Origin of the sequence: Flagellimonas alginilytica (genome assembly GCF_042134605.1) — a bacterium.
Classification (GTDB): Bacteria; Bacteroidota; Bacteroidia; order Flavobacteriales; family Flavobacteriaceae; genus Flagellimonas; species Flagellimonas alginolytica.
In genome coordinates this window covers 2461479-2485284 of the sequence record NZ_CP169638.1, presented here as the reverse complement: position 1 = coordinate 2485284, position 23806 = coordinate 2461479, and the positions used below count along the sequence as shown (strand labels likewise).

The window sequence follows — 23806 nt, the reverse complement described above, 5'->3', positions numbered from 1 at the left end:
TTAAAAAAGTCACTCTGGAAACAGTTTTTTGGTTGATGTTCGGACAATGGTCAAAAATAAGAGATTTTCCTAGTATATTTGGCTAAAAACCAGATATGAAGACCAATTCCCTCTTAGCTCTATTTGCCTTTTTAATGTTCGCTGCCTGCAAAACCGAACCAAAAAAGACCGAGGTCGCGGAAAAAGAGGCCGAAGTTGAAAAAACCGTGCCCGAACGGATTGCAGAGGCCCATGGTTTTGAACAATGGGCCATGGTAAAAGGCATCACCTTTACCTTTAATGTGGATAGGGATTCCATGCATTTTGAGCGCAGTTGGGATTGGAAACCCAAGAGCAATGTGGTATCCGCCATTTCTGGACCGGACACGCTTACCTACAACCGTAATGCCATGGATAGTATCGCCATAAAAACCAATAGTGGTTTTATTAACGATCGGTACTGGTTATTGGCCCCTTTTAATTTAATGTGGGATTCCAATAATTACACCTACGAGCACACCACAGATGCTGTTGCTCCCATTAGCGAAGAGCCCATGCAAAAACTTACCATTGTATACGCGAACGAAGGTGGTTACACCCCTGGTGATGCATATGATTTTTACTTTAAGGACGATTACATTTTACGTGAATGGGCCTATCGAAAATCCAACCAGGAAGAACCTAACTTAGTTTCCACCTGGGAGGATTATGTGGAGATGGAGGGGCTTAGATTGGCCAAACAGCACAATCGTCCAGAAGGTGGCACAAGTTTATATTTTACCGGCATTTCTGTTAAAAAAGACTAATGCTTAGTTCATAAACACATGGCAGCAACTCGAATTATTTAGATGGTAACTGTTCACCATATAACTGTTGCCTATTCTTTTAAAGTTTTTATTGGTAAAATTACTCGAACCCCAAATTTCAGCCTAGGAGCAGAACGGGTCAGCACGTGAATTTTTCTCAGCTAACTTGACGTTTCAATAAAATATTTGTTCAAAATAACCACCTTAGATTAAGAATGTTACACACATTTAATCAAGTTTAAGTGTGTGAATTCACGTGATTCATTGTAGTATTAAGCTTATTTTGATAAATTTAAGTGCTAAAACACTACAATGACCCCCGTTGAATCCGTATTTCAGGACGCTTCAATTCCCTTTACCATAATAAACCAAGAACAGTCCATTATAGATTATTCCACACAGTGGTTAAACTCGTTCAATTTGGATTCGGACATTATGGGCAAGAATTTTTTCGAAGCCATGCCCCAATTGCCCGAAGAACTAAAGATCGATATCAACTATTGTTTGGAAGGCATTAAAACCCGTTCCGATTCCAAAAGGATCGTACAAAAAAACGGGGACTCCATTTGGTACGATTGGAAAGTTAGCTTGCTGAGCGATCAGGATGGAAACGATGGCCCAAAAATCTTGGTTATCCTAGAAAACATAACACATAAACGGCTTGAAGAGGAGCTTTTGATCAAGTCGCAACAAGTGGCAAGAATTGGAGGATGGGAGGTTGATCTGGTAAAAAACACCTTGTATTGGTCCAAAATTACCAAAGAAATCCATGAGGTACCCGAAGATTATCTTCCAGATTTGGCCAAAGGAATCTCCTTTTACAAAGAGGGGTACAGCCGGGATACCATATCCAAATTGGTAAAGGAGGGAATAGAGCAAGGCAAAAAATGGGATGTTGAACTACAGATTGTCACCTCCAAAGGAAATGTTGTGTGGGTACGTGCCATTGGCGAACCGGAAATGCTCAACGATAAATGTGTGCGCATTGTTGGTACTTTTCAGGATATAGACGGAAGAAAAAGGGCTCAACTCCTATTGGAAAACAGCAGGGCATCTTTAAAAGGTACTTTCGATAATTCGTCCATTGGAATGGCTCTGGTGGCCAAAAATGGCAAATTTATAGACGTCAACTCCAGTTTGTGCGAGAGCCTTGGGTATACAAAGGAAAACCTGCTAAACCTCAATTTTCAAGATATAACACATCCCGACGATCTAGAGATAGATCTTAAATTGCTCAACGAACTTGTAAAGGGCAAAAGGAATTCGTACCAAATCGAGAAAAGATATTTTAATAACAATAGACAGCTGGTTTATGTAATTCTCACAGTTACCGCAGAACGTAATATCGATGGTGAAATCTCTCATTTTATTTCTCAAATCGTTGATATCTCCACCAGAATAAAGGCAGAAAAAAAATTGAAGGGGCTACTTGAACTGACCACGAACCAGAACAACAGCCTTATGAACTTTGCCCATATTGTTTCCCACAACCTAAGGTCGCATGCGGCAAACCTAACAATGATAAGTGATTTTGTCACCGATGAATCCTTGGCCGATGATATTCGCAAAGACAGTTTAAAACTATTGACCCAAGCATCTCAAGGGTTGAATGAGACCATTTCCCACCTAAATGAAGTGGTTCAGGTAAAACTGGAAACTGATAAAAAATTAAAATCCATACCCCTCAAACCTCTGGTTGAAAAAGTATTGAACGATATTCGAGCGGTAATAGATGAAAACAATGCGGATATATTCATCGATATTCCCGACAGCATCCAAGTAAAAGGTGTTTTAGCCTACATGGAGAGTATTGTTCTGAACTTGGTCACCAATGCCATTAAATACAAAGACCAAAGCAAAAACATCACCAAAGTGGCCATTACGGCAACAGATAACAGCGAAACGGCGGTTCTACAAATAGAGGACAATGGCCTAGGAATAGATCTGGACAAATACGGGGAAAAACTCTTTGGCATGTACAAAACATTCCATGGCAACGAAGATGCAAGGGGAATCGGTCTGTTTATAACAAAAAATCAAATAGAATCCATGGGCGGTAAAATTGTGGTGGAAAGCCAACCGACCATAGGAACCATCTTTAAAGTTACCTTTTTAAAACAATGAGCATGAATTTATTGGACGTAGCATTTATTGTCGATGATGACCCTATTCACCAATTTGGAATGAAGGTGTTATTGCAGAGAATTAAATTTTCCAATGAAGTACTTATCTACCAAAATGGGCAGGAGGCCATAGATGCTTTAACACAACGAATGGAAAAGGGCTTAAAATTACCCTCCATTATTTTTTTGGACCTCAACATGCCTATAAAAGACGGTTGGGGGTTTTTAGATGATTTTGTTGAAATCCCTCATCAAAACAGAGAAAAAATAGTGATCTATGTGGTGAGTTCTTCCATTAACCCATCCGACCAAGAAAAAGCAAAGAAATATGCTGTGGTGAGCAATTATATCGTTAAACCCATCAATAAAGATCAATTGACCAATGTTCTCGATGATTTGGGTTTGATCGACAAAGTGTAAAAAATTCCAACAGACTCTATTTGCCAATTCCGATATTTATTGTTTTCGCCTTCGATGAAGAAAGAATGTGATTACCAACACCAATAAAGCGAGACAGAGCAGCAATAAAAAACTATAGTTCAACGATGCACTTTCTGCAATAAACCCAAGAACTACGGGACCCAACAAAAACCCCATGTAGCCTGCCCCTGCAATAAAAGCCACTCCTTGAGAGGAATCTACACCTTTTACATTCCCACCGATTCGGAACAGTTCCGGCACAATAACCGAAAACCCAAGTCCGTTTAAGGCAAAGCCGATAATGGACCACGTGGTGTGCTGTGTTAAAACCAGAACAAAACCTATGGCCGCAATCATGGCGCCTAGGCCAACAATTTTTATGGGACCTATTCTCTCACTGATCCCATCTCCCAAAAATCGACCAAGGGTCATCGTGGTGGAAAATGCCAAAAAACCGGCCCCAAACAATACTTCCGGTGCCATGGTCATTTCCTTGAGATAAAGTGCGCTCCAATCCACAATGGCACCTTCAGCCCCAAAACACACAAAACCAATTATTCCCAGAAGCAACAAGGGCTTAAAAAGTTTAAAGCTAAAAGGCTCTTTTTCCACCGGGGCAGCTACGATTTTAATATAGTGTTTTCTAAACACCAGATTAACCATAAGCACCAACGCTACGGTAATGGCCATGTGCCAAACTGGGCTTCCGATCACTGGGATCAAAAAACTGCCCAGCCCCACTAGAATACCTCCCAAACTAAAAAATCCGTGGGCTGCCGACATTATATTTTGTTTATCCTCCTTTTCAATCTCGGTCACCAAGGTGTTCACGGCAATATCGATAAACCCATTACTGGCCCCAAATAAGTACAAGGCTGCCATCAACAAATAATAATTGGGTGCCATAAGGGGCAACATGGCCATTATGGAAACAAATATGACCCCATACCAAGTAGCTTTGCCAACACCTAGCTTATTAATTATTTTGGAGGCCATTGGGAAAATGGTAAATACCCCGAGGGACAAACAGAATAGGGCAATCCCAAGGTCCGCCTTATTTATATCCAATTTTTCTTTTACGGTCGGAATATATATGGCCCAGGTACCAAACCAGACATTTAAACTGGTGAATACCCATGCAGCTCCAAAGTACCTGGAGTTTGTAAGAATGAGCCATAGGGATTTCATATAGGAGTCAAGTTGAAAAAGTTATCAAGGATGTTTATTTGTCCTGTATGCCTTTTTTTAAGATCTGTCCAAATCGGTACATATCTTCGAACGAGCAATATAAAGGTGCAGGCGCCAAACGAATCACGTTTGGTTCTCTCCAATCGGTTATTACTCCGTTCTTCATCAAATAATCAAAAATGGCCCTACCCTCTCCATGTAAAAAAACAGAAAGTTGGCATCCTCTGTCCTTTGGAGTTATAATTTCGAATGTGCTGTCCACTTCCTTATCTATTTCGTGCAACACAAACTCCAGAAAGGCCACTATGGTGCGCTGTTTTTCTATTAGGGCATCCATACCCACTTCCTCAAACATCTCCAACGAGGCCAAATATGGTGCCACCGAAAGTATGGGCGGGTTGCTCAATTGCCAGGCGTCGGCACTCTGAATGGGGTCGAATTCGGGCTGCATTAAAAAGCGTGTCTCTTTTTTGGTTCCCCACCACCCTTCAAAACGAGGAATATCCTTTTTGCCCAAGTGTTTTTCATGTACAAAAATTCCAGATGCGTTGCCCGGTCCACTGTTCATGTATTTATAGCTGCACCATGCCGCGAAATCGGCTTCCCAATCGTGTAGGTTCAGTTTAATATTGCCCACGGCATGTGCCAAATCCCATCCAACAAAGGCACCAACATCCTTACCTGCCTTGGTAATGGCCTCCATATCCAAGACTTGGCCATTGTAATAATTTACTCCTCCCATTAGTACCAAGGCTAACTCATCCCCTACCTCGTTGATCTTTTGGATTATATCCTCGGTACGCCAAGCATGTTCGCCTTCCCGTTTTTTTACCTCTACAATGGCCTCTTTTGGGTCCAAACCATGAAAACGTACTTGACTTTGCAGCATATATTGATCGGATGGAAAAGCCTTTTCCTCACAAATGATCTTAAAGCGTGATGTGGTAGGTCGATAAAAGGATACCATCAACAAATGAAGGTTTACCGTCAACGTATTCATTACAGAAACCTCTTGGGGCCTTGCTCCCACAACGTTGCCCAGGCCTTTGGCCAGCCGTTCATGGTAATCCCACCAAGGTTTATCGGCATAAAAATGTCCTTCTACGGCCAACTCCTTCCAGTCTTTCATTACCTCGTCCACAAACGTTTGGGTGCGTTTGGGTTGCAGCCCAAGGGAATTCCCTGTAAAATAGATTACATCCTTTCCGTTTACCTGGGGATAGTGGAATTCATTTCTGTAGTGGGCCAATGTATCGGAAGCATCAAGCTGTTTGGCAAATTCGAGCGTGTTTTGGAACGTCATGCTGTAATGGTTTGCATCAAAAATACGATTTGTGGAGGTAATGTACACTAATGGAATTTACGCTAAGCGCATTTCTATAATGTGCTTTTTAAAACCCACTTTTTCGTACGCTTTTATGGCCGAAAGGTTGTCGTTGTATACTGTTAACCTGATTTCATTGAAACCTGCACTCTCCGACCATTTTTTAAGTTCGTCCACAATCATAGCATTGATCCCCTTACCTCGATACTGTTGATCGGTGTACATAAAACCGAGGTAGGCATAATATTCGTGGTCCAGATAGTGCCTCGCCTTTTTTGGAATGGCATACCCCGATGCCACCACCTTCTTCTCTATTTCGGCCACCACAATGCATGCTTGCGGATCTTGGATCATCGCCTCGATATCGTAGTAACTTACCGCACCTTTCCTTATGGTAACATCAAAAGGGCGTTCCGCATTGATTATTTCTTGTTCAAATTTTAGCAACAACGGGAGGTCGTGTATTGTAGCCGGTCGAATATTTACCTTATGTAACGGCATAGTCTGTTTTATTTAAAGAGCTGTTCCAATGTAGTTCTTTTCCATATTTTTGCGAAAAATTTATCATGCATTTCCTATCACCGGTCTTGGAGAATTATATTGCCAACAATACCGAAGACGAACCTATCCTGTTGCAAGAACTTACCCGCGAAACACATCTAAAGGTGATACAGCCCAGAATGATCACTGGACATTTTCAAGGCAGAGTGTTGAGCATGCTTTCTAAAATCATCAATCCAAAATATATTCTTGAGATAGGCACATATACCGGATATTCCGCATTGTGTTTGGCCGAAGGGCTTCAAAAAGAAGGAGAACTGCATACCATTGAGGTAAACGAGGAACTCCACCGCATGCAGAGCAAGTACTTTGATAAAAGTGGATATGGCCCCCAAATAAAGCAGCATACGGGAGATGCCCTGGATATTGTTCCCAACTTGGAACAAACTTTTGATTTAGTTTTTATTGATGCCCAAAAGGTGAACTACGATAGCTATTTTGAAGCTGTACTCCCGAAAACAAAGCCGGGCAGTATTATCCTATCAGACAATGTTCTATGGTCGGGCAAAGTGGTAGAACCCTTAGAAAAATCGGACAAGGCCACTGCGGCTCTTTTACAATACAACCAAAAACTCAAGGAAGACCCGAGGGTAGAAACTGTTTTATTGCCGATCAGGGATGGACTGACTTTGAGCCGGGTGCGATAAATCGTTGATAAATCCAAAAGAAGAGTGTTCCGCTCAACACGCCTACTATGGTACCCACCAAAATATCAAAAGGATAGTGCACCCCAACATAAATACGGCTCATCGTAAAAAGTATGGGCCAAACAAAAAAGAACATCGCCCATTTCATTTTTTTTCTCAAGAACAAAAATACCAAGGTCGTTATCGCGAACGAGCTGGATGCATGGCCCGAAAAGAAGCTAAAATCTGTCGGTGTTTTTAATATTCGGATCAGGGAATTGATTTCTTCTGTATTGTTCGGCCTTAATCTCGCTACAGATATTTTGGTAAAATGTGTAACAAGGGCAATAAACAGTGCCAATCCCAACACGGTCAAAAATTTATGTAGTGCCTCTTTTTTTGGAAAATTGAGGTAAAACAATATCACAAATAGTATAAATAGGGGTATCCAGGTGGTAAATTGGGTAGCCGTGGACCAAAACAAGTCGTACTTTTCTATGCCCAGACCATTGAGATAAACAAAAGTGTCCCTATCCCATTTGAGCAGTTTTTCCAGCATGGGACTTACTTATTTATGTCGCGTTTAATAGAACCGGAAACTTCCTCCACATTTTTCTTTACATCATCGATCTCCTTTCGGATATTCTTGGTAAAGTCTGTATCCACATCGGCACTTTTTTGGATTTCACGTTTAATATCATCCGTGGCATCCTTAAGTTGGCGCATTCCTTTGCCGAGCCCCCTGGCTATTCCAGGTATTTTATCCGCACCAAACACCATCACCACTATAAATAGGATGAAAAATATCTCGGCTCCACTAATGAATAGAAATTGCATGGCACAAATATAATCAGAACTTCATTTCAAAATAAAAAAAGCCCTGTGAAATCACAGGGCTTTTTGGTATGGCTTAAATCTTATTTGTCTCCTTTGATATTTTCCTTGAATTTATCAAAATCGGACTTTTCATCTTTTTTGGGCCAAGAGTTGTTTGTGGTATCGATATCTGCAGTTTCCAATTTTGGATCTACTACAATTCCTACCAATTCCTTTTCTGTTGCCATTACTCTTTTCACCTCTGCGTCGTTCTTTCTCCAAATTTCAGGAGGATAAGTAACGCTTTCAGTGGTGCCGTCGGCGTACGTGTACTCAACGATCAACGGCATAGGGATTCCCCCTGGTTTATCAAAAGTGATTTCGTAGAAGAACTTAGGTTCTTTTACCTGAGCTCTTTCGGCTGCCGTCATGTTATCCATCATAAACTCCTTAAGGTTCTGAGAAGTCTCTGTTGGTGATTTTCCTTTAAGTTCTGGCGCAAAGTCTTCACTATCCTCTTCTGCCAAATAGACCAATGGAGGAAGATCGGCTTCGGTAAGATTTCTGTCCGCCATATACTTTTCCATTTCTTTGGTCGGTTTGTTGGTAACGTAGTATTTTTTTACTCCTTTCACCCCTATATCCACATAATCGGTAGTGTAGAACCAAGATCTCCAGAACCAATCCAAATCCACAGCGGAAGCATCTTCCATGGTACGGAAGAAATCCTCTGGGGTCGGGTGCTTGAACATCCAACGCTGTGCATAGGTTTTAAAGGCGTGATCGAACAATTCCTTGCCCATTACGGTTTCCCTTAAAATATTAAGTGCAGTAGCTGGCTTTGCATAAGCGTTAGGGCCAAGCTGATATACATTCTCTGGATTGGACATGATCGGCGATATAAAACTTTGATCGCCGGCCATATAAGGCACTATTTTGGCCGCCTCTCCTCTTCTTGATGGATATTTTTCGTTGGGGGCAATGGCTTCTGGGAAAGTTTGTCCAAATTCCTGTTCTGCCAAGTATTGCATAAAGGTATCCAAACCTTCGTCCATCCATCCCCACTGACGCTCATCGGAATTAACGATCATTGGGAAGAAGTTGTGGCCCACCTCATGGATGATCACACTGATCATTCCGTATTTGGTTCTATCGGAATAGGTTCCATCTTCGTTAGGACGACCATAGTTCCAGCAGATCATGGGGTACTCCATACCTTGGTTTTTCGCGTGTACGGAAATAGCCTTGTGGTACGGGTAATCAAAAGTGTGCTTGGAATAGGTCTGCAGGGTTTGAACCACTGCTTTTGTGGAGTATTCTTCCCAAAGTGGATTTCCTTCTTTTGGGTAAAGTGATACTGCCATTACATCTTTGTTCCCGATTTTTACGGCTTGCATGTCCCAAATAAACTTTCTGGAAGTTGCAAAACCGTAATCCCTAACGTTGGTCGCCTTGAACTTCCAAGTCTTGGTATCGTTGGAAAAGCCTTTTTCTGCAGCTTCTGCTTCTTCTTGGGTTACAATGATTACAGGCTTATCGTAAGATTTTTTGGCCTGCTTGTAACGCTTCATCATTTCTTTGGAGAAAACCTCTTCGCGGTTTTGAAGCTCACCTGTCGCATCCAGAATATGGTCTGCGGGAACAGTAATACTTACATCATAGTTTCCGAATGGCAGAGCAAACTCTCCGCTGCCCCAGAACTGATGGTTTTGCCAGCCTTCCACATCGCTGTACACAGCCATACGAGGAAAGAACTGTGCAATCACGTAGGCACGGTTCCCATCTTTCTCAAAATATTCGTAACCTGAACGTGCCCTATTTACGGTATGATCGGGAATGTTGTACCACCATTTGATGGAGAACGAAATCTTTTCACCACTCTTTAGCGCTTGCGGAATGTTAATGCGCATCATGGTTTGGTTAATGGTATAGGACAATGGCTTGCCATTGGCATCCTTTACCGATTCAATGTTAAAACCACCGTCAAAAGGCTCACTTATGTATGTTTGGGCAAAATTACCTGCTGTATAGGCAATGTTTACACCATTTCCATTGCGCAAGGGCGACTTGGAATCCTTGGCACGTACGTTTTGATCTAGCTGTACCCAAAGAAACTCCAAATCATCTGGTGAGTTGTTGTGGTACGTGATAGTTTCCTCGCCATTGATCTTGGCGTTTTTATCGTCCAGGTAGATATCCATTACATAATCTGCCTGTTGTTGATAATAATCGGGACCCGGGGCACCTGAAGCCGAGCGGTACGTGTTCGGAGAGGAAAACTCCTCGTACAATTGTTTAAACCTACTTTGGTTGTAGTGACCTGGTACCCTTTCTTCTTTAACGTTCCCTTCTTCCTGGGCCATGACCACGGCCCCGAACAGGAACAATACGGAAGCAAAGCAATACTTAATTTTGTTCATCTTCTAATTTGATTTTATAACAGCGAAAAATAACATATTTTAACCGAACGTTAAGAATATGTCATAAGTTTAACATTCCTTTATTGTTCTCTTTGATCAATACAAAACTTTTCTTTTTCCCGTTCCACTTAATGTGCACCACGTTTTTCTGCTCTTCGAACAAATCGGTGAGGACTTCGTTTTGGATGGACATGGTCTTGACTTCTGTTAAATTTACATTAGGAATCTCCAAATAACAGATGGCCACATCGGTATCGTATCTTTTACCCAAAAAGGTATATTTTACCGGTTTCCCATCGAGGGTTACCACGAATTTAGACCTAAAGTATTTCTCAATATACCCATCGGCCAAGTTGGATTCATTAGGGGTTGCCAATTTGGCTTGGATACCGTAGCGCTCAGAAAGAAGCTTATCCATGTCATCGATAAAAATACGGCTGGTAATCTGAAAGGCCTTATCTTCTTCCGAATATTCGATATTGGTAACGCTAACGTAAAATTTATGTGCGGTAGAGAAAGACAAAAACAACAGTATGGCGAAGGGCAATATCAGGATTTTTGTATTTTTCAAATGTTTCATGTAGTGCTAGACTTTATATGGTACAACAATGTTACTGTTTTAAACGACTATCTGCAATTTACCTGCCAAACTTATCTAAAAACATCCCTACCGTTCCCAAAGTGACAAGTTCAAACAACAAATCCAAAAAATCAATCCAAATCATTGTTTTTACGATAGGCCCTGCTCTTGTTCATAATCACATCCCAAATCCTTAATTTATCCTGAGATTTTACCGCTTCTTGAAAATTCTCGTCCACTTCGCAGAAGTACATAAAATCATCAATTTTTTCCATTGGGATTTTTAAGGTGGCCACAAAAAGTGAGTCCGCATAAAATCCTTGAACTTCTTGGGTCTGGGCGTAGTTTTTTTCCAGCTTTACCCTGTTCTTGAGCATTTTTGTTCTGCCCGTAATGGCATTTATGATCGGGTTTAGGCTAACTGCCCCTCCCGCTCCTCCGAACCCGCCGCCGCCCATTACCCGCATTGCGGAAGCCTCTTGGAGCCTTCTTTCACTTTGTGTGGGTATGGACCTGTGCGCATTGGGCAATTGCAATGCTTCAGCAGTTACATCTTTTTCCAAAACAACCCGGTCTACATCGCGGCTCAAATCACCCGTTAGATCATAAGGGCTCACCACCACTTCCTGTAATTGGTTCACAAACTCTTGCAACGGTACTTCGATAAAGTTAGACCGAAACAGATCTGGGGTAATCGGCAAGGTTTTTCTTAGAAAATGTACAGCGGAGAACACCAAGGTATCCTTCTCATGGACCATTATGGCAAACCTACCTTCCAAGTCGGTAATTACGGCATCTTTAGTGGTGATGTTCTGTACAACCACACCTACGACATCCTTATCCGTACTGGTCACCTTTCCTTGCAGTAATTTGCTATCCTGCTCTTGGGTGAAACCTGTTAGAGCAATCAAAAAAAGCAGTAATGCGAGAAGGCATTTTTTCATTCCTCGTTCAAGGTTGCCAAGTATTCTTTGCTCTGTGTAACCAGAAAATCGATCAATTGAAACTCATTTTCTTTTCTGAGCAGGGTCTGCGAAGGAATCCTATCGTCACAGTACAACAAAAAGGCATCTATTTTATCTTGGGGCAACCTTAGATCCACAACAAAGAACTCATCATCATAAACATGGCGCAGCACCTCACTTACCTTTAAAGGTGCTCGTTGTTGTCCGTTTACTTCTTGGGATTTAAAAAGGGCCTTGAAGATGTTCACAAAATTGATTCCGTCCTTCATCCCGCGTGTGGTTCTCGAATTGGCGATATTTTCGACCTCGGTACCCCGATCTATCTCATAATCGAATTGCTTAAAATCTTCATTTTTTACCTGCAGAAAACGTTCTTGCTGATCTGGCGTAACCACCACCTCGTCCAACTCCCGCACTTTTTCGGTAACCTCTACGACCAAACGATTGTTCTGCAATATCTCCGGGGTAACGGTTATCACCTCCAACTGATAGTTCACCGCGGTAAACACCAACTGATCCCCATCTTTTACTGCAATAACAAACTCCCCGTTCTCATCGGTTATGGTTGCCTGGCCGCTGGTTGAATTGATAACGTTCTCGTTGGGAACATTGGAACTTCGGTACAAGACCTTGCCCCTTAACATTTGACGGGAATCCTGCGCAAAGGACCAGCCACTCACGAGCAAAACGAACAAAATCAAGAATGTATTTTTCATTTCTGGGCGTTTAATGTGTTAAAGAAAACCCTTGACAAGGATATAAAAAATTAAGCGGTTCTAAACTTTTGTTAATTCTATTCCTACAAATATACCAAAGGGAATTCCATTCACCCCCGAATTACGTGTTTCGACGGTAATTATTAAAATAATTGCCACATAAAGTTAGCTTTGTTTTTTACGTTTGGAAAATCCTCAAATAACAAACACTGTGAAAACTTCAATTGTCTACACAATCATAGCCCTACTTATGATCAACACCCTAAGTGGTCAGGTAAAAATCGGCAATAACCCGGAAAGTTTAGATCCCGCTTCTGTTTTGGAACTGGAGAGCAACACCAGGGTTTTGGTGATTACCCGTGTAACCGATGCGCAAATGAACGTGATCAACCCATTACCGGGGGCGTTGGCGTACAATACAGACCAGGATTGCCTGCATTATTACGATGGTACACAATGGGTCAATATTTGCGAGGAGTTGGACAATTCCTTTACAGTGAGTACACGTGCAGACTATTTGAGCCAATTAAATCCGCAGGCAAGGGACAGTACGGTGATCATTACAACAACGGTAAATCCGGACGACAGCGTTAACTACAATTTTGAAGTGGCACAGATTACCGGGGCCAATATTGTGAACACCTCCATAAATGGAGCTTCCAAATTGCAGGACGATTCCGTGACCAGTGCTAAATTGGCAGACGGTTCGGTAACCCTCGAAAAATTGGCGGATGCCACAACAGGCCAACCCGGAGATTTGTTTCAGTGGAACGGCATCAACTGGACCTTGATAAACGAATCAGCATTGGGGATTACTGAAAAAGATAGTATTGTGGGGAATGAAGTGGTAGGACCAACCGATGCCACCCTTCTATTAAGTGGTGCTGGAAGTCAGGCCAATCCACTAACTCTAGATGTTGCCCCATTGGGCATCGACACTGCTGAATTGGCGGATGATGCGGTGACGACCACCAAAATAGCCGATGGGGAAATCGTCGATGCCGACGTGAACGCGGCCGCAGCGATACTAGGAACAAAAATCAGCCCCGATTTCGGAGGCCAAAACGTGGCGACAACCGGGACCTTGGACGCAGGCAACACAACGATCACAGGGACACTATCCACAACTTCAACCGCAACAGTGGGCGCAAACACCATTACGGACGTTGATGGAACCAACGGACAGGTGCTCACAACCGATGGTGCAGGGAACGCAACATGGCAGAACACAAGCCCTACAGCAGTTCAGACAACAGCAGCCTTTGATGGGGACGGACTAGCCGCAACACCACTTGACCTTGCCGATGACGCGGTGACGACCACCAAAATAGCCGATGGGGAAATCGTCGATGCCGACGTGAACGCGGCCGCAGCGATACTAGGAACAAAAATCAGCCCCGATTTCGGAGGCCAAAACGTGGCGACAACCGGGACCTTGGACGCAGGCAACACAACGATCACAGGGACACTATCCACAACTTCAACCGCAACAGTGGGCGCAAACACCATTACGGACGTTGATGGAACCAACGGACAGGTGCTCACAACCGATGGTGCAGGGAACGCAACATGGCAGAACACAAGCCCTACAGCAGTTCAGACAACAGCAGCCTTTGATGGGGACGGACTAGCCGCAACACCACTTGACCTTGCCGATGACGCGGTGACGACCACCAAAATAGCCGATGGGGAAATCGTCGATGCCGACGTGAACGCGGCCGCAGCGATACTAGGAACAAAAATCAGCCCCGATTTCGGAGGCCAAAACGTGGCGACAACCGGGACCTTGGACGCAGGCAACACAACGATCACAGGGACACTATCCACAACTTCAACCGCAACAGTGGGCGCAAACACCATTACGGACGTTGATGGAACCAACGGACAGGTGCTCACAACCGATGGTGCAGGGAACGCAACATGGCAGAACACAAGCCCTACAGCAGTTCAGACAACAGCAGCCTTTGATGGGGACGGACTAGCCGCAACACCACTTGACCTTGCCGATGACGCGGTGACGACCACCAAAATAGCCGATGGGGAAATCGTCGATGCCGACGTGAACGCGGCCGCAGCGATACTAGGAACAAAAATCAGCCCCGATTTCGGAGGCCAAAACGTGGCGACAACCGGGACCTTGGACGCAGGCAACACAACGATCACAGGGACACTATCCACAACTTCAACCGCAACAGTGGGCGCAAACACCATTACGGACGTTGATGGAACCAACGGACAGGTGCTCACAACCGATGGTGCAGGGAACGCAACATGGCAGAACACAAGCCCTACAGCAGTTCAGACAACAGCAGCCTTTGATGGGGACGGACTAGCCGCAACACCACTTGACCTTGCCGATGACGCGGTGACGACCACCAAAATAGCCGATGGGGAAATCGTCGATGCCGACGTGAACGCGGCCGCAGCGATACTAGGAACAAAAATCAGCCCCGATTTCGGAGGCCAAAACGTGGCGACAACCGGGACCTTGGACGCAGGCAACACAACGATCACAGGGACACTATCCACAACTTCAACCGCAACAGTGGGCGCAAACACCATTACGGACGTTGATGGAACCAACGGACAGGTGCTCACAACCGATGGTGCAGGGAACGCAACATGGCAGAACACAAGCCCTACAGCAGTTCAGACAACAGCAGCCTTTGATGGGGACGGACTAGCCGCAACACCACTTGACCTTGCCGATGACGCGGTGACGACCACCAAAATAGCCGATGGGGAAATCGTCGATGCCGACGTGAACGCGGCCGCAGCGATACTAGGAACAAAAATCAGCCCCGATTTCGGAGGCCAAAACGTGGCGACAACCGGGACCTTGGACGCAGGCAACACAACGATCACAGGGACACTATCCACAACTTCAACCGCAACCATAGGTGGATCACTGACAACACCTATCAGAATAGAAAATTCAGGAGTGGTTACTTTAAATCAAGATGACTATACCCTAATTATTACTGGAACAGTAAACGATGTTGATCTTCCCGATCCCAACACTGTTCAAGGAAGAATTTATATCATTAAGAATCTTACAGGTGTTATAGTTTCCATGTCACTTGACAATTATATTCCTTCAACGAGCACAATGGTAACACCGGATCTTCAGCCAGGTATCACTCAACTTCAAAGTGATGGAACCAATTGGCAACAAATCAACTAATGAAAACCCTCCTCCACATAGCATTTTTGTTATCGGCCTGTTCTCTTGTAGCCCAGAGCGGGTTCTATAATGACGGTAATATTAAGGTTTTTGGGAATTTGGGCATACACACCAATTTTATCAACGATGGCGATTTTGACCAAGACAGGGGCCTCGTTGGTTTTTATGGGAACAGTGTGATCCAAATAAGCGGTGATGTAGAACCCATTTTATGGGATACCGAAATTATGGTGACCAGCGATCTGTTTATGTACAACTCGGTACATGTTAAAAACAATGTCAATTTTATAGATGGTAATTTCCTCACGCCCGTGAGCAATCAATTGGTCTATCTCAATTTTATGGAGCAAGGTTTTTACAACGATGCTTTCGACACTTCGAAAGTTACCGGCTTTGCTGCGGTAAACAACAGAGAAGCATTTTCTTTTCCAGTGGGGGACCAGGAACAACTCCGCCCATTGACCTTGCTCTCCGAAACCACGACCCCTTTGGCCATTTGCGCCTATTTTTTCGAAGACCCTTCTGCTCCCACATCAATTGTGGAAACCTTTGATACAGACGAAAAAGTACAAGAAATCGGCAAAGTAAGCGACCGTGAATTTTGGATTGTTCAAAGCGATATTCCCGCGCAGGTTTCGATCGCATGGAATGTTAGGAGTTCTTTGATCACCATACCCAACGCCACCGTTGAGTCCATAATTATTGTAGGTTGGAGCAAAGCTGAACAAAAATGGGTCATTATCGGGAATTCCGCCACAAGTGGCGACATTAATCGAGGGTTTATTACATCGGAAACCTTTGTTCCCAGCGAGTATGCCGCCATCACTTTTGGCACCATACCCTTGCCCACCGATACCTTTGCCGTGAACAATCCCACTTTGGGCAATTATTTTTTAAGCCCCAATGGCGATGGCATCAATGATTCCTGGATTATCGATAATCTGGAAGAATCTCCCAACAACAGCGTTCGCATCTTTAACCGCTACGGACAAAAAGTATTCGAACAAATCAACTATACCAACGAGTTCCATGGCATTGCCAATACCGGCACCATGATTTCCAACCAAGGAATAGGATTGCCGGAAGGGGTATATTTTTATTTGGTAACCCTGGAAGATGTAGAGCTGGAATACACAGGTTTCCTTTTTTTGGACCGTTAAGAACCTAGCCGGCTTTTGCTCAATTTTCAAAATAAGGAATTAAAAATACTTCTTAACTTGGGGGCAAAATTCATTTCATGAAAAGAAGGACTTTTATTAAAACCGCTTCAGCATCGGGCTTGGCCTGTGCCATTCCTCCCATTTTTCCAACTTTTAACCACTTGGATTATTCCACCGAGGAACTTATGGGCAAGGCGAATATTGAGCTTTTTGGAGAGGGCATCAACTTGCGCGAAGAGGCGTTCGAGTCTTTTTTGGAAATGAAAAAAGCAGCCTATTCGGATGGCTTCGACATTAAAATTGTTTCCAGCTACAGGGACTATTACCGACAGCGCAGTATCTGGGAACGTAAATATCTTCGATTTACCGAAGAGCAGGGCATGGCTCCATTGGATGCCATTGACAAGATTATAGAATATTCCACCATTCCCGGAACCAGCAGACACCATTGGGGCACCGATATCGATATTATTGATGGTTATCCCAAAGTCAACGGAGATGTCTTGGTCCCCGAAAAGTTTGGAGCGGACGGCCCATATGAAGGCCTAAAATTATGGATGGACGAACATTCGGAAAAATATGGTTTTTATCTAACCTACACCAACAATCCGCGCAGGCGTGGCTTTAAGTACGAGCCATGGCATTATAGCTACGCCCCGATATCGATTTCCATGCTCACGGCTTATAGAAAACTGAACATTTTAAAACTTTTGCAAAAGGAAGAGTTTATTGGTAGCGAACATTTCACCACGGGCTTTATAAAAACCTACGTCCAGGATAATATATTGGACATCAACCCTGTACTCCTATAACGCTTTTTTCGTATCTTGAAACATCAAGAACACTAAACCATGAGAAGAGGAAGTTGGCGCATTCGCATCCTAATTGGTCTGGCCATTGTTGCCTTTGCCTTTGTTCGAAGGTGCAGCAACCAAGAGGAAAACCCATACACCGGTAGAACCCAGAACATAGACATGACGGCGGAGCAAGAAATTGCCATTGGCCTGCAAAGTGCACCAGAAATGGCACAACAGCACGGAGGCCTGTATCCCGACGAACGTCTGCAGAATCTGGTAGATGCCGTGGGACAAAAGTTGGTCAAGAGCAGTATTGCCAACCAAACCCCTTATGAGTACGATTTTCATTTATTGGCAGATGATCGCACCGTAAACGCCTTTGCCCTTCCTGGCGGACAAATATTTATTACCTATGCTCTCTTTTCACAACTTAACGAAGCGCAATTGGCCGGTGTACTAGGTCACGAAATTGGACATGTACTCGGACGGCATTCCGCAGAGCGCATTGCCGAAAGCACATTTTGGCAAACCTTGGCCACGGGAGCATCGGTCGGTGGCGATATGGGCAATCTGGTTGCCGGTATCGGGCAAAACACCCTGCTAACCAATGGAAGGAACGATGAATTGGAAAGCGATGAACTTGGCGTGTTGTTCATGATCGAAGCTGGGTACGACCCCTATCAAATGATCGAAGTAATGAAAATCCTAAAAGCGGCGGCAGGGCCCAATAGGGTCCCAGAATTCCAAAGCACCCATCCGGACCCCGAAAACAGAATAGAAAAAATACAAGAGGCCATCCAAAAATATTCAGGTCGATAGAATTGGCGTTTTATCGATAAAACAAGGCGGTTGACAATAATTCTGTACCTTTGAACAAACCCCGAATCCTACTATAATGTTCTCTTGATCTACCATGCTGTAAAAAGAGAGAACACATGGGAACACTATTACATTTTAAAGATCTCTATTTAGAGGCATTCGACGATTGCAGACCAAGCTTTGTGGTATTCTTTTTAAAAGGATATTCTATATTTTGCGCAGCCATGTTCGTATTGGCCGTATATGCATTTTTGTACAGAGCTTTTACTGGCTTTGAATTCTAAGCCGCGAGAAACACTCTTTTGCAAGGACACTAAATATGTAAATGAGCAAAAAGCCCATCCAAATTGGATGGGCTTTTTTCGTTAGACGAATAAACTCCATTCTATTTTTTCTTCATAGCAGCTTCCAGTACGGCTTGGGCTTCTGTAGCATTGGATAGTTTGGCATATTTGATTGCTGTCATTCCCCCGTCGCAGCGTTTTTTAACATCCGCACCGTTATCAATAAGAACTTGCAGTACATCGGCCTTATTGTAGCGTGCGGCATAATGGATAGGTGCCTTGCCCAATGATTTTTGGTTGACATCCTCTCCAAGTTCAATAAACTTTTTTACAGTTTCCACATCGCCTTGCATAACCGCTTTGCAAAAAGCACTAAGATCATCCGGCGATTCCATTTCGATTTCCACATCTGTTTTGATGGTTTTCAGCTCGTTGGCAGAAATACCGCTTAGGGCCAACATGCAAAATGCAGCCACTGTAAAGATTGTTTTTTTCATGATGAATTGTTTTTGATTAATGAATTTACTAGTTATAAAAGTAGACTGCCTTAAAGGCAAGATGTTACAGGATTAACAGTTATATAACTAAACTTTAACAATGCCTCAAAAAAATCATAAAACTATTAACAAATTAGCAATCAGAAATTTAACGAAAAGCTAGGGGGTCCAAGCAGATCATTTTATTTTTGCAGAACAATTTTTAATTATGAGCAAAAAGGTAATTCTTATGATTTTGGATGGATGGGGAAAATCCCCGAATCCAGAAGTTTCGGCCATTGCAAAGGCCAATACACCATTTATAGATTCTCTGTACACCAAATATCCCAATGCCGACCTCCACACCGATGGAATGAACGTAGGACTTCCCGAAGGGCAAATGGGAAACAGCGAGGTAGGACATATGAATCTTGGCGCGGGCAGGATTGTGTATCAAGATCTGGCCAAGATCAATAAGGCCGTAAAAGAAGATACCTTAAAAAACGAGAAAGTGCTCAAAGAAGCATTTGAATATGCAAAAGCAAACCATAAACCTGTCCATTTTTTAGGATTGGTCAGCGATGGTGGCGTACACAGCCACATCGACCATGTAAAAGCATTGATTAAGGCCGCGGACGAAAACGGCGTAAAGCAATCGTTTATACATGCCTTTACAGATGGCAGGGATGTGGACCCTAAAAGCGGAAAAGGATTTTTGGTCGACCTTAACCAATATTGCTCGGACAAAAATACCCGATTGGCCACCGTTATCGGTCGTTATTATGCCATGGACCGCGATAAGCGCTGGGAACGGGTAAAACAAGCTTATGATGTTGTTGTAAATGCCAATGGGGAAAAAGTTCAGGATATTGGCGAGGCCATGCAAAAAAGTTATGACAATGGTATTACGGACGAATTTATAAAGCCCTTGGTCCTTACCGATTCCAACAATGAGCCCATTGCAAAAATCAAAGATGGTGACGTGATCATTTTCTTCAATTTTAGGACGGACCGCGGCCGTGAGTTGACCCAAGTCCTGAGCCAGCAAGATTTCCACGAGCAAAACATGCATAAGCTGGACTTGTACTATGTGACCATGACAAATTATGATGAATCCTTTAAAGGAATCAAGATTATTTTCAACAAGGAAAACATAAAGGACACCCTTGGTGAAACCTTGGCCAAAAATGGTAAAATACAAATTCGGATAGCTGAGACCGAAAAATATCCCCACGTTACTTTTTTCTTTAATGGTGGACGCGAGGAACCTTTTGATGGAGAAAAGCGCATTCTTTGTCCATCGCCCAAAGTTGCCACCTACGACCTCCAGCCAGAAATGAGTGCATACGAAATTCGGGACGCTATTGTTCCGGAACTACAAAAAGGCGAAGCCGATTTTGTTTGCCTCAATTTTGCAAATCCCGATATGGTTGGTCATACTGGTGTAATGGAAGCTGCCATTAAAGCCTGCGAAACTGTGGACGAATGTGCAAAAGACGTTATCAATGCAGGTTTGGAAAACGGTTACTCCACAATTGTGATAGCAGACCACGGAAACTGTGACACCATGGTAAACCCGGATGGGAGCCCAAACACGGCACACACAACAAACCCGGTGCCCCTTATTCTTGTGGACAACGAGATAAAAGTGGTTAAAAATGGTGTTCTGGGTGATATAGCTCCGACGATTCTAAAAATGTTGGAGGTACCACAGCCCGAACTCATGACCCAAAAACCTTTGGTTTAATACAAATAGCTTTAAATCCATAGAATCAATTTATCTTTGCAGCTATGATCAAAGTAAAGACAGCAGAGGAAATTGAATTAATGCGCGAAAGTGCTTTAGTGGTTTCCAGAACATTGGGCATGTTGGCCAAAGAAATTAAACCCGGGGCCAATCCGTTAAAACTGGATAAAATGGCCGAGGAGTATATTCGTGAACAAGGTGCGATTCCGGGATTTTTAGGAATGTACGACTTCCCGAACACCCTTAATTGGAGCCCCAATGCACAAGTAGTCCACGGTATTCCCAACAACGAACCGCTGAAGGACGGGGATATTATCTCTGTAGATTGCGGCGCTGTAAAAAATGGCTTTTATGGAGATCATGCCTATACTTTTGAAGTAGGTGAAGTGGCCGAAGAAACCAAAAAGTTGCTCAAGGTGACCAAAGAATCTCTCTACATTGGAATTCGCGAATTTAAGTTAGGCAACCGAGTGGGCGATGTAGGATATGCCATTCAAAAATATACCGAGGACCACGGCTATGGCGTAGTGCGCGAATTGGTCGGCCATGGTTTGGGAAGGGAACTACATGAAGATCCCCAAATGCCCAATTATGGCAAAAGAGGACGTGGCAAAAAGTTTGTAAATGGAATGGTGGTTGCCATTGAGCCCATGATCAATATGGGTACCAAACGTATAAAACAACTCAAGGATGGCTGGACCATATTGACCGCCGATGGCAAACCGAGCGCACACTTTGAACACGATGTGGCATTAGTTGACGGCAAACCGGAACTATTGTCCACTTACCAATATATTTACGAGGCTCTAGGAATTGCCAGCGATGAAGAGGATGAATTCCGTAGCAAGAAGTTGGTGCTTTAAGTGAGTTTCTGATAATAAATTGTCCATTCGAGTGATTTTTGGATGTGTAACGGAGAAAAATTGTATCGAGAATTAAAGTATCAGAACAAAAGCTCCAGTTCTCGATACTTTTTTCTGAGGGAAAAAACTCGAACTGACATTTTACATTCAAACTTTACCATCGGTAATAATCATTTAATCAGTGTCAAGCATATTTAAATATTTCCTTAATCTAATTCCTCGTCCTTTACTCATCCGATTGAGCTATTGGGTGCGACCGTTGATCGCGTTTTCCCTAAAGGGAAAAACATATACCGACCCTATCGATGGAAAAAGTTTCAGGAAGTTTTTGCCTTACGGATACGAGAATCCTCGCGAAAATGTACTTTCCCCCTCCACCCTCTCCCTGGAACGGCACCGTTTGTTGTGGCTATATTTAAAAAACGAGACCAAATTCTTCAACCAACCGTTAAAACTCTTGCATTTTGCACCGGAACAGGCCTTTTACAAGCGCTTTAAAAAGTTGGAAAATTTGGAATACACGACCACTGACCTTAATTCCCCTTTAGCAGATGTGAAAGCGGATATATGCGACCTCCCTTTTAAAGATGACACTTTTGATGTAATCCTTTGCAACCATGTCCTGGAACACATACCCAACGACACTAAAGCCATGCAAGAACTATTTAGGGTAATGAAACCTGGCGGATGGGGCATATTCCAGATTCCACAAGATATAAATCGCGCAAAAACATTTGAGGACGATACCATTACCGACAAAAAAGAACGCGCCCGCGTTTTTGGCCAATACGATCATGTCCGCATTTACGGAAGGGACTACTTTGACAAGCTTCGCAGTGTGGGCTTCAGGGTTGAAGAAGTGGATTACACCAACACACTTCCAAAGGAAGATGTAAAAAAATATCGTTTGGCCAATGGGGAAATCATCCCGCTCGTAAAAAAGTGATCATTTCTTGACCAAAGCTTCAAAACCTGGTGTAAAAAACTCTTGGGTCTCACCATTACTATCCAAATAGATGATATAGGCCTCAAGTTCATCATGATTCTCAAGTACAGCCTTGGAATCCTCCAAATCCATTGCCATAAAAGATGTGGCAAAAGCGTCGGCAACCGCACAGGTCTTTGCCACGACACTTGTGGCCAAAACATTCGAGTTTTTGGTATAACCTGTTTTCGGGTTTATGGTATGCACATATTTCTCACCTGTTTCGGGATCCACCCTAAACTTTCTATAATTCCCCGAAGATGCCATCGCAACGTCTTTTAAAGCAACTATTTGTTTTAACTGACGGCCATTTTCCACTTGGGGATCATCGATGCCAACCGACCATTGCTTCCCCGAGTCAAGATTTTTTCCTCTGGCAAGGACTTCCCCTCCTACTTCGACCAAATAATTTTTGATACCTTTTTCATCGAGCATAGCTCCCAGCCGATCTATGGCGTATCCTTTCGCCACTGCATTAAAATCGAACCGGATGGATGGGTGTGATTTGGTTATGGTATTATCCCCGTTCAACTGCACCTTGCCCCATCCTACATAACCCAATAAACTATCCACGCGCAAACTATCGAGTTCCAATTGGTCTCCTGGTCCAAAACCCCATGCATTGGCCAAAACACCTACAGTAGGATCAAAATAACCGTTTGAAGCATTGTGAACCTTACTGGATATCTCGAATACTTCTTTAAACATTTTATCCACCTGTATAGTGGAATCCCCTTGGTTGATCTTTGAAATATCAGAATCAGGAATATATGTGGACATGGATTGGTTCAAAACCCGGAACACAGAATCGATTTCTTGTTGATAATCCAACTCTTTATCCGCAATAAAAATTATGGAGTAGGTTGTTCCCAGTGCGTTGCCCCGTGTTTGGTTTTTTACGGTTTCGTTGGTCCTACAACTAAAAAGGAAGACCATTAACCCAAAAAGATAGACTGTATTCTTCATG

23 protein-coding genes are annotated in these 23806 nt (G+C 43.3%); 12 read left to right on the top strand and 11 right to left on the bottom strand.

Features of this window, described 5'->3' with window-relative positions:
* Positions 1-95 precede the first annotated feature (95 nt).
* The 3 genes from ABTP35_RS11015 to ABTP35_RS11005 all read left to right on the top strand — a co-directional run bounded on the left by ABTP35_RS11015 (position 96) and on the right by ABTP35_RS11005 (position 3328).
* Positions 96-785, top strand: a complete 690-nt coding sequence (locus tag ABTP35_RS11015) for a hypothetical protein (RefSeq protein WP_293296354.1) — start codon at positions 96-98, stop codon at positions 783-785.
* Between the two features lie 312 nt (positions 786-1097).
* Entirely contained in the window at positions 1098-2909 is a 1812-nt protein-coding gene (locus tag ABTP35_RS11010; protein WP_293296356.1) for a sensor histidine kinase, read from the top strand.
* Positions 2910-2911: 2 nt separating this feature from the next.
* The gene (locus ABTP35_RS11005) at positions 2912-3328 is read left to right on the top strand and encodes a response regulator (protein ID WP_252080319.1); all 417 of its coding nucleotides are present in this window, start codon (positions 2912-2914) and stop codon (positions 3326-3328) included.
* Positions 3329-3364: 36 nt separating this feature from the next.
* On the opposite strand, the gene ABTP35_RS11000 is transcribed toward ABTP35_RS11005, so the two are convergent.
* The 3 genes from ABTP35_RS11000 to ABTP35_RS10990 are packed head-to-tail and all read right to left on the bottom strand — an operon-like array spanning position 3365 to position 6341.
* Complete coding sequence (locus ABTP35_RS11000) at positions 3365-4516, bottom strand: MFS transporter (protein WP_293296359.1); 1152 nt, start codon at positions 4514-4516, stop codon at positions 3365-3367.
* A gap of 34 nt (positions 4517-4550) precedes the next feature.
* Entirely contained in the window at positions 4551-5819 is a 1269-nt protein-coding gene (gene kynU, locus ABTP35_RS10995) for a kynureninase (RefSeq protein ID WP_293296361.1), read from the bottom strand.
* A gap of 57 nt (positions 5820-5876) precedes the next feature.
* Entirely contained in the window at positions 5877-6341 is a 465-nt protein-coding gene (locus ABTP35_RS10990) for a GNAT family N-acetyltransferase (RefSeq protein ID WP_293296363.1), read from the bottom strand.
* Positions 6342-6406: 65 nt separating this feature from the next.
* Between ABTP35_RS10990 and ABTP35_RS10985 the strand changes: the two genes are divergently transcribed.
* The gene (locus ABTP35_RS10985) at positions 6407-7048 is read left to right on the top strand and encodes an O-methyltransferase (RefSeq protein WP_293296365.1); all 642 of its coding nucleotides are present in this window, start codon (positions 6407-6409) and stop codon (positions 7046-7048) included.
* Here the strand turns inward: ABTP35_RS10985 and ABTP35_RS10980 are convergent.
* The 6 genes from ABTP35_RS10980 to ABTP35_RS10955 form a co-directional block, all read right to left on the bottom strand.
* Positions 7014-7586, bottom strand: a complete 573-nt coding sequence (locus ABTP35_RS10980; RefSeq protein WP_252080323.1) for a phosphatase PAP2 family protein — start codon at positions 7584-7586, stop codon at positions 7014-7016. The genes ABTP35_RS10985 and ABTP35_RS10980 overlap by 35 nt on opposite strands.
* Positions 7587-7591: 5 nt before the next feature.
* A complete protein-coding gene (locus tag ABTP35_RS10975) occupies positions 7592-7864 on the bottom strand; it encodes a twin-arginine translocase TatA/TatE family subunit (protein WP_224837610.1) in 273 nt (90 codons plus the stop codon).
* 80 nt (positions 7865-7944) lie between these two features.
* Positions 7945-10263, bottom strand: a complete 2319-nt coding sequence (locus ABTP35_RS10970) for a M1 family metallopeptidase (RefSeq protein ID WP_375334196.1) — start codon at positions 10261-10263, stop codon at positions 7945-7947.
* A 61-nt stretch (positions 10264-10324) separates the two neighbouring features.
* Positions 10325-10843, bottom strand: a complete 519-nt coding sequence (locus ABTP35_RS10965) for a DUF6702 family protein (protein WP_293296368.1) — start codon at positions 10841-10843, stop codon at positions 10325-10327.
* Between the two features lie 131 nt (positions 10844-10974).
* Positions 10975-11787 carry a hypothetical protein gene (locus tag ABTP35_RS10960; RefSeq protein WP_293296370.1) on the bottom strand — a complete coding sequence of 271 codons (813 nt, stop codon included), beginning with the start codon at positions 11785-11787 and terminating at the stop codon, positions 10975-10977.
* Positions 11784-12524, bottom strand: a complete 741-nt coding sequence (locus tag ABTP35_RS10955) for a carboxypeptidase-like regulatory domain-containing protein (RefSeq protein ID WP_293296372.1) — start codon at positions 12522-12524, stop codon at positions 11784-11786. The genes ABTP35_RS10960 and ABTP35_RS10955 overlap by 4 nt, the downstream gene beginning before the upstream one ends.
* A gap of 211 nt (positions 12525-12735) precedes the next feature.
* On the opposite strand from ABTP35_RS10955, the gene ABTP35_RS10950 reads away from it, so the two are divergent.
* The 5 genes from ABTP35_RS10950 to ABTP35_RS10930 all read left to right on the top strand — a co-directional run bounded on the left by ABTP35_RS10950 (position 12736) and on the right by ABTP35_RS10930 (position 18768).
* Positions 12736-15708: a beta strand repeat-containing protein gene (locus ABTP35_RS10950; RefSeq protein WP_375334195.1), complete on the top strand. Its 2973-nt coding sequence runs from the start codon at positions 12736-12738 to the stop codon at positions 15706-15708.
* Entirely contained in the window at positions 15708-16868 is a 1161-nt protein-coding gene (locus tag ABTP35_RS10945) for a gliding motility-associated C-terminal domain-containing protein (RefSeq protein ID WP_293296378.1), read from the top strand. The genes ABTP35_RS10950 and ABTP35_RS10945 overlap by 1 nt, the downstream gene beginning before the upstream one ends.
* A 77-nt stretch (positions 16869-16945) precedes the next feature.
* Entirely contained in the window at positions 16946-17680 is a 735-nt protein-coding gene (locus ABTP35_RS10940) for a M15 family metallopeptidase (protein WP_293296380.1), read from the top strand.
* Positions 17681-17719: 39 nt separating this feature from the next.
* The gene (locus ABTP35_RS10935) at positions 17720-18484 is read left to right on the top strand and encodes a M48 family metalloprotease (RefSeq protein ID WP_252080331.1); all 765 of its coding nucleotides are present in this window, start codon (positions 17720-17722) and stop codon (positions 18482-18484) included.
* A 116-nt stretch (positions 18485-18600) separates the two neighbouring features.
* Positions 18601-18768, top strand: a complete 168-nt coding sequence (locus ABTP35_RS10930) for a DUF6747 family protein (protein ID WP_224837602.1) — start codon at positions 18601-18603, stop codon at positions 18766-18768.
* Positions 18769-18869: 101 nt separating this feature from the next.
* On the opposite strand, the gene ABTP35_RS10925 is transcribed toward ABTP35_RS10930, so the two are convergent.
* Entirely contained in the window at positions 18870-19265 is a 396-nt protein-coding gene (locus tag ABTP35_RS10925; RefSeq protein ID WP_224837601.1) for an ankyrin repeat domain-containing protein, read from the bottom strand.
* Between the two features lie 208 nt (positions 19266-19473).
* Here ABTP35_RS10925 and gpmI point away from each other — a divergent pair, with 208 nt between their 5' ends.
* The 3 genes from gpmI to ABTP35_RS10910 all read left to right on the top strand — a co-directional run bounded on the left by gpmI (position 19474) and on the right by ABTP35_RS10910 (position 22800).
* Positions 19474-20991 (top strand): 2,3-bisphosphoglycerate-independent phosphoglycerate mutase, encoded by a 1518-nt coding sequence (gpmI, locus tag ABTP35_RS10920; RefSeq protein ID WP_293296383.1) that lies wholly within the window; start codon positions 19474-19476, stop codon positions 20989-20991.
* Between the two features lie 44 nt (positions 20992-21035).
* Positions 21036-21854, top strand: a complete 819-nt coding sequence (gene map, locus ABTP35_RS10915) for a type I methionyl aminopeptidase (protein ID WP_224837599.1) — start codon at positions 21036-21038, stop codon at positions 21852-21854.
* 181 nt (positions 21855-22035) lie between these two features.
* Positions 22036-22800 (top strand): class I SAM-dependent methyltransferase, encoded by a 765-nt coding sequence (locus ABTP35_RS10910; protein WP_293296386.1) that lies wholly within the window; start codon positions 22036-22038, stop codon positions 22798-22800.
* Here ABTP35_RS10910 and ABTP35_RS10905 read toward each other — a convergent pair whose 3' ends face one another.
* Positions 22801-23805 carry an FAD:protein FMN transferase gene (locus tag ABTP35_RS10905; protein WP_293296388.1) on the bottom strand — a complete coding sequence of 335 codons (1005 nt, stop codon included), beginning with the start codon at positions 23803-23805 and terminating at the stop codon, positions 22801-22803.
* Position 23806 lies beyond the last annotated feature (1 nt).

Excerpts from the sequence above, each read along its gene's own strand:
- ABTP35_RS11015 (WP_293296354.1), top strand. The coding sequence starts at position 96 with ATGAAGACCAATTCCCTCTTAGCTCTATTTGCCTTTTTAATGTTCGCT.
- ABTP35_RS11010 (WP_293296356.1), top strand. The coding sequence starts at position 1,098 with ATGACCCCCGTTGAATCCGTATTTCAGGACGCTTCAATTCCCTTTACC.
- ABTP35_RS11005 (WP_252080319.1), top strand. The coding sequence starts at position 2,912 with ATGAATTTATTGGACGTAGCATTTATTGTCGATGATGACCCTATTCAC.
- ABTP35_RS11000 (WP_293296359.1), bottom strand. The coding sequence starts at position 4,516 with ATGAAATCCCTATGGCTCATTCTTACAAACTCCAGGTACTTTGGAGCT.
- kynU (WP_293296361.1), bottom strand. The coding sequence starts at position 5,819 with ATGACGTTCCAAAACACGCTCGAATTTGCCAAACAGCTTGATGCTTCC.
- ABTP35_RS10990 (WP_293296363.1), bottom strand. The coding sequence starts at position 6,341 with ATGCCGTTACATAAGGTAAATATTCGACCGGCTACAATACACGACCTC.
- ABTP35_RS10985 (WP_293296365.1), top strand. The coding sequence starts at position 6,407 with ATGCATTTCCTATCACCGGTCTTGGAGAATTATATTGCCAACAATACC.
- ABTP35_RS10980 (WP_252080323.1), bottom strand. The coding sequence starts at position 7,586 with ATGCTGGAAAAACTGCTCAAATGGGATAGGGACACTTTTGTTTATCTC.
- ABTP35_RS10975 (WP_224837610.1), bottom strand. The coding sequence starts at position 7,864 with ATGCAATTTCTATTCATTAGTGGAGCCGAGATATTTTTCATCCTATTT.
- ABTP35_RS10970 (WP_375334196.1), bottom strand. The coding sequence starts at position 10,263 with ATGAACAAAATTAAGTATTGCTTTGCTTCCGTATTGTTCCTGTTCGGG.
- ABTP35_RS10965 (WP_293296368.1), bottom strand. The coding sequence starts at position 10,843 with ATGAAACATTTGAAAAATACAAAAATCCTGATATTGCCCTTCGCCATA.
- ABTP35_RS10960 (WP_293296370.1), bottom strand. The coding sequence starts at position 11,787 with ATGAAAAAATGCCTTCTCGCATTACTGCTTTTTTTGATTGCTCTAACA.
- ABTP35_RS10955 (WP_293296372.1), bottom strand. The coding sequence starts at position 12,524 with ATGAAAAATACATTCTTGATTTTGTTCGTTTTGCTCGTGAGTGGCTGG.
- ABTP35_RS10945 (WP_293296378.1), top strand. The coding sequence starts at position 15,708 with ATGAAAACCCTCCTCCACATAGCATTTTTGTTATCGGCCTGTTCTCTT.
- ABTP35_RS10940 (WP_293296380.1), top strand. The coding sequence starts at position 16,946 with ATGAAAAGAAGGACTTTTATTAAAACCGCTTCAGCATCGGGCTTGGCC.
- ABTP35_RS10935 (WP_252080331.1), top strand. The coding sequence starts at position 17,720 with ATGAGAAGAGGAAGTTGGCGCATTCGCATCCTAATTGGTCTGGCCATT.
- ABTP35_RS10930 (WP_224837602.1), top strand. The coding sequence starts at position 18,601 with ATGGGAACACTATTACATTTTAAAGATCTCTATTTAGAGGCATTCGAC.
- ABTP35_RS10925 (WP_224837601.1), bottom strand. The coding sequence starts at position 19,265 with ATGAAAAAAACAATCTTTACAGTGGCTGCATTTTGCATGTTGGCCCTA.
- gpmI (WP_293296383.1), top strand. The coding sequence starts at position 19,474 with ATGAGCAAAAAGGTAATTCTTATGATTTTGGATGGATGGGGAAAATCC.
- map (WP_224837599.1), top strand. The coding sequence starts at position 21,036 with ATGATCAAAGTAAAGACAGCAGAGGAAATTGAATTAATGCGCGAAAGT.
- ABTP35_RS10905 (WP_293296388.1), bottom strand. The coding sequence starts at position 23,805 with ATGAAGAATACAGTCTATCTTTTTGGGTTAATGGTCTTCCTTTTTAGT.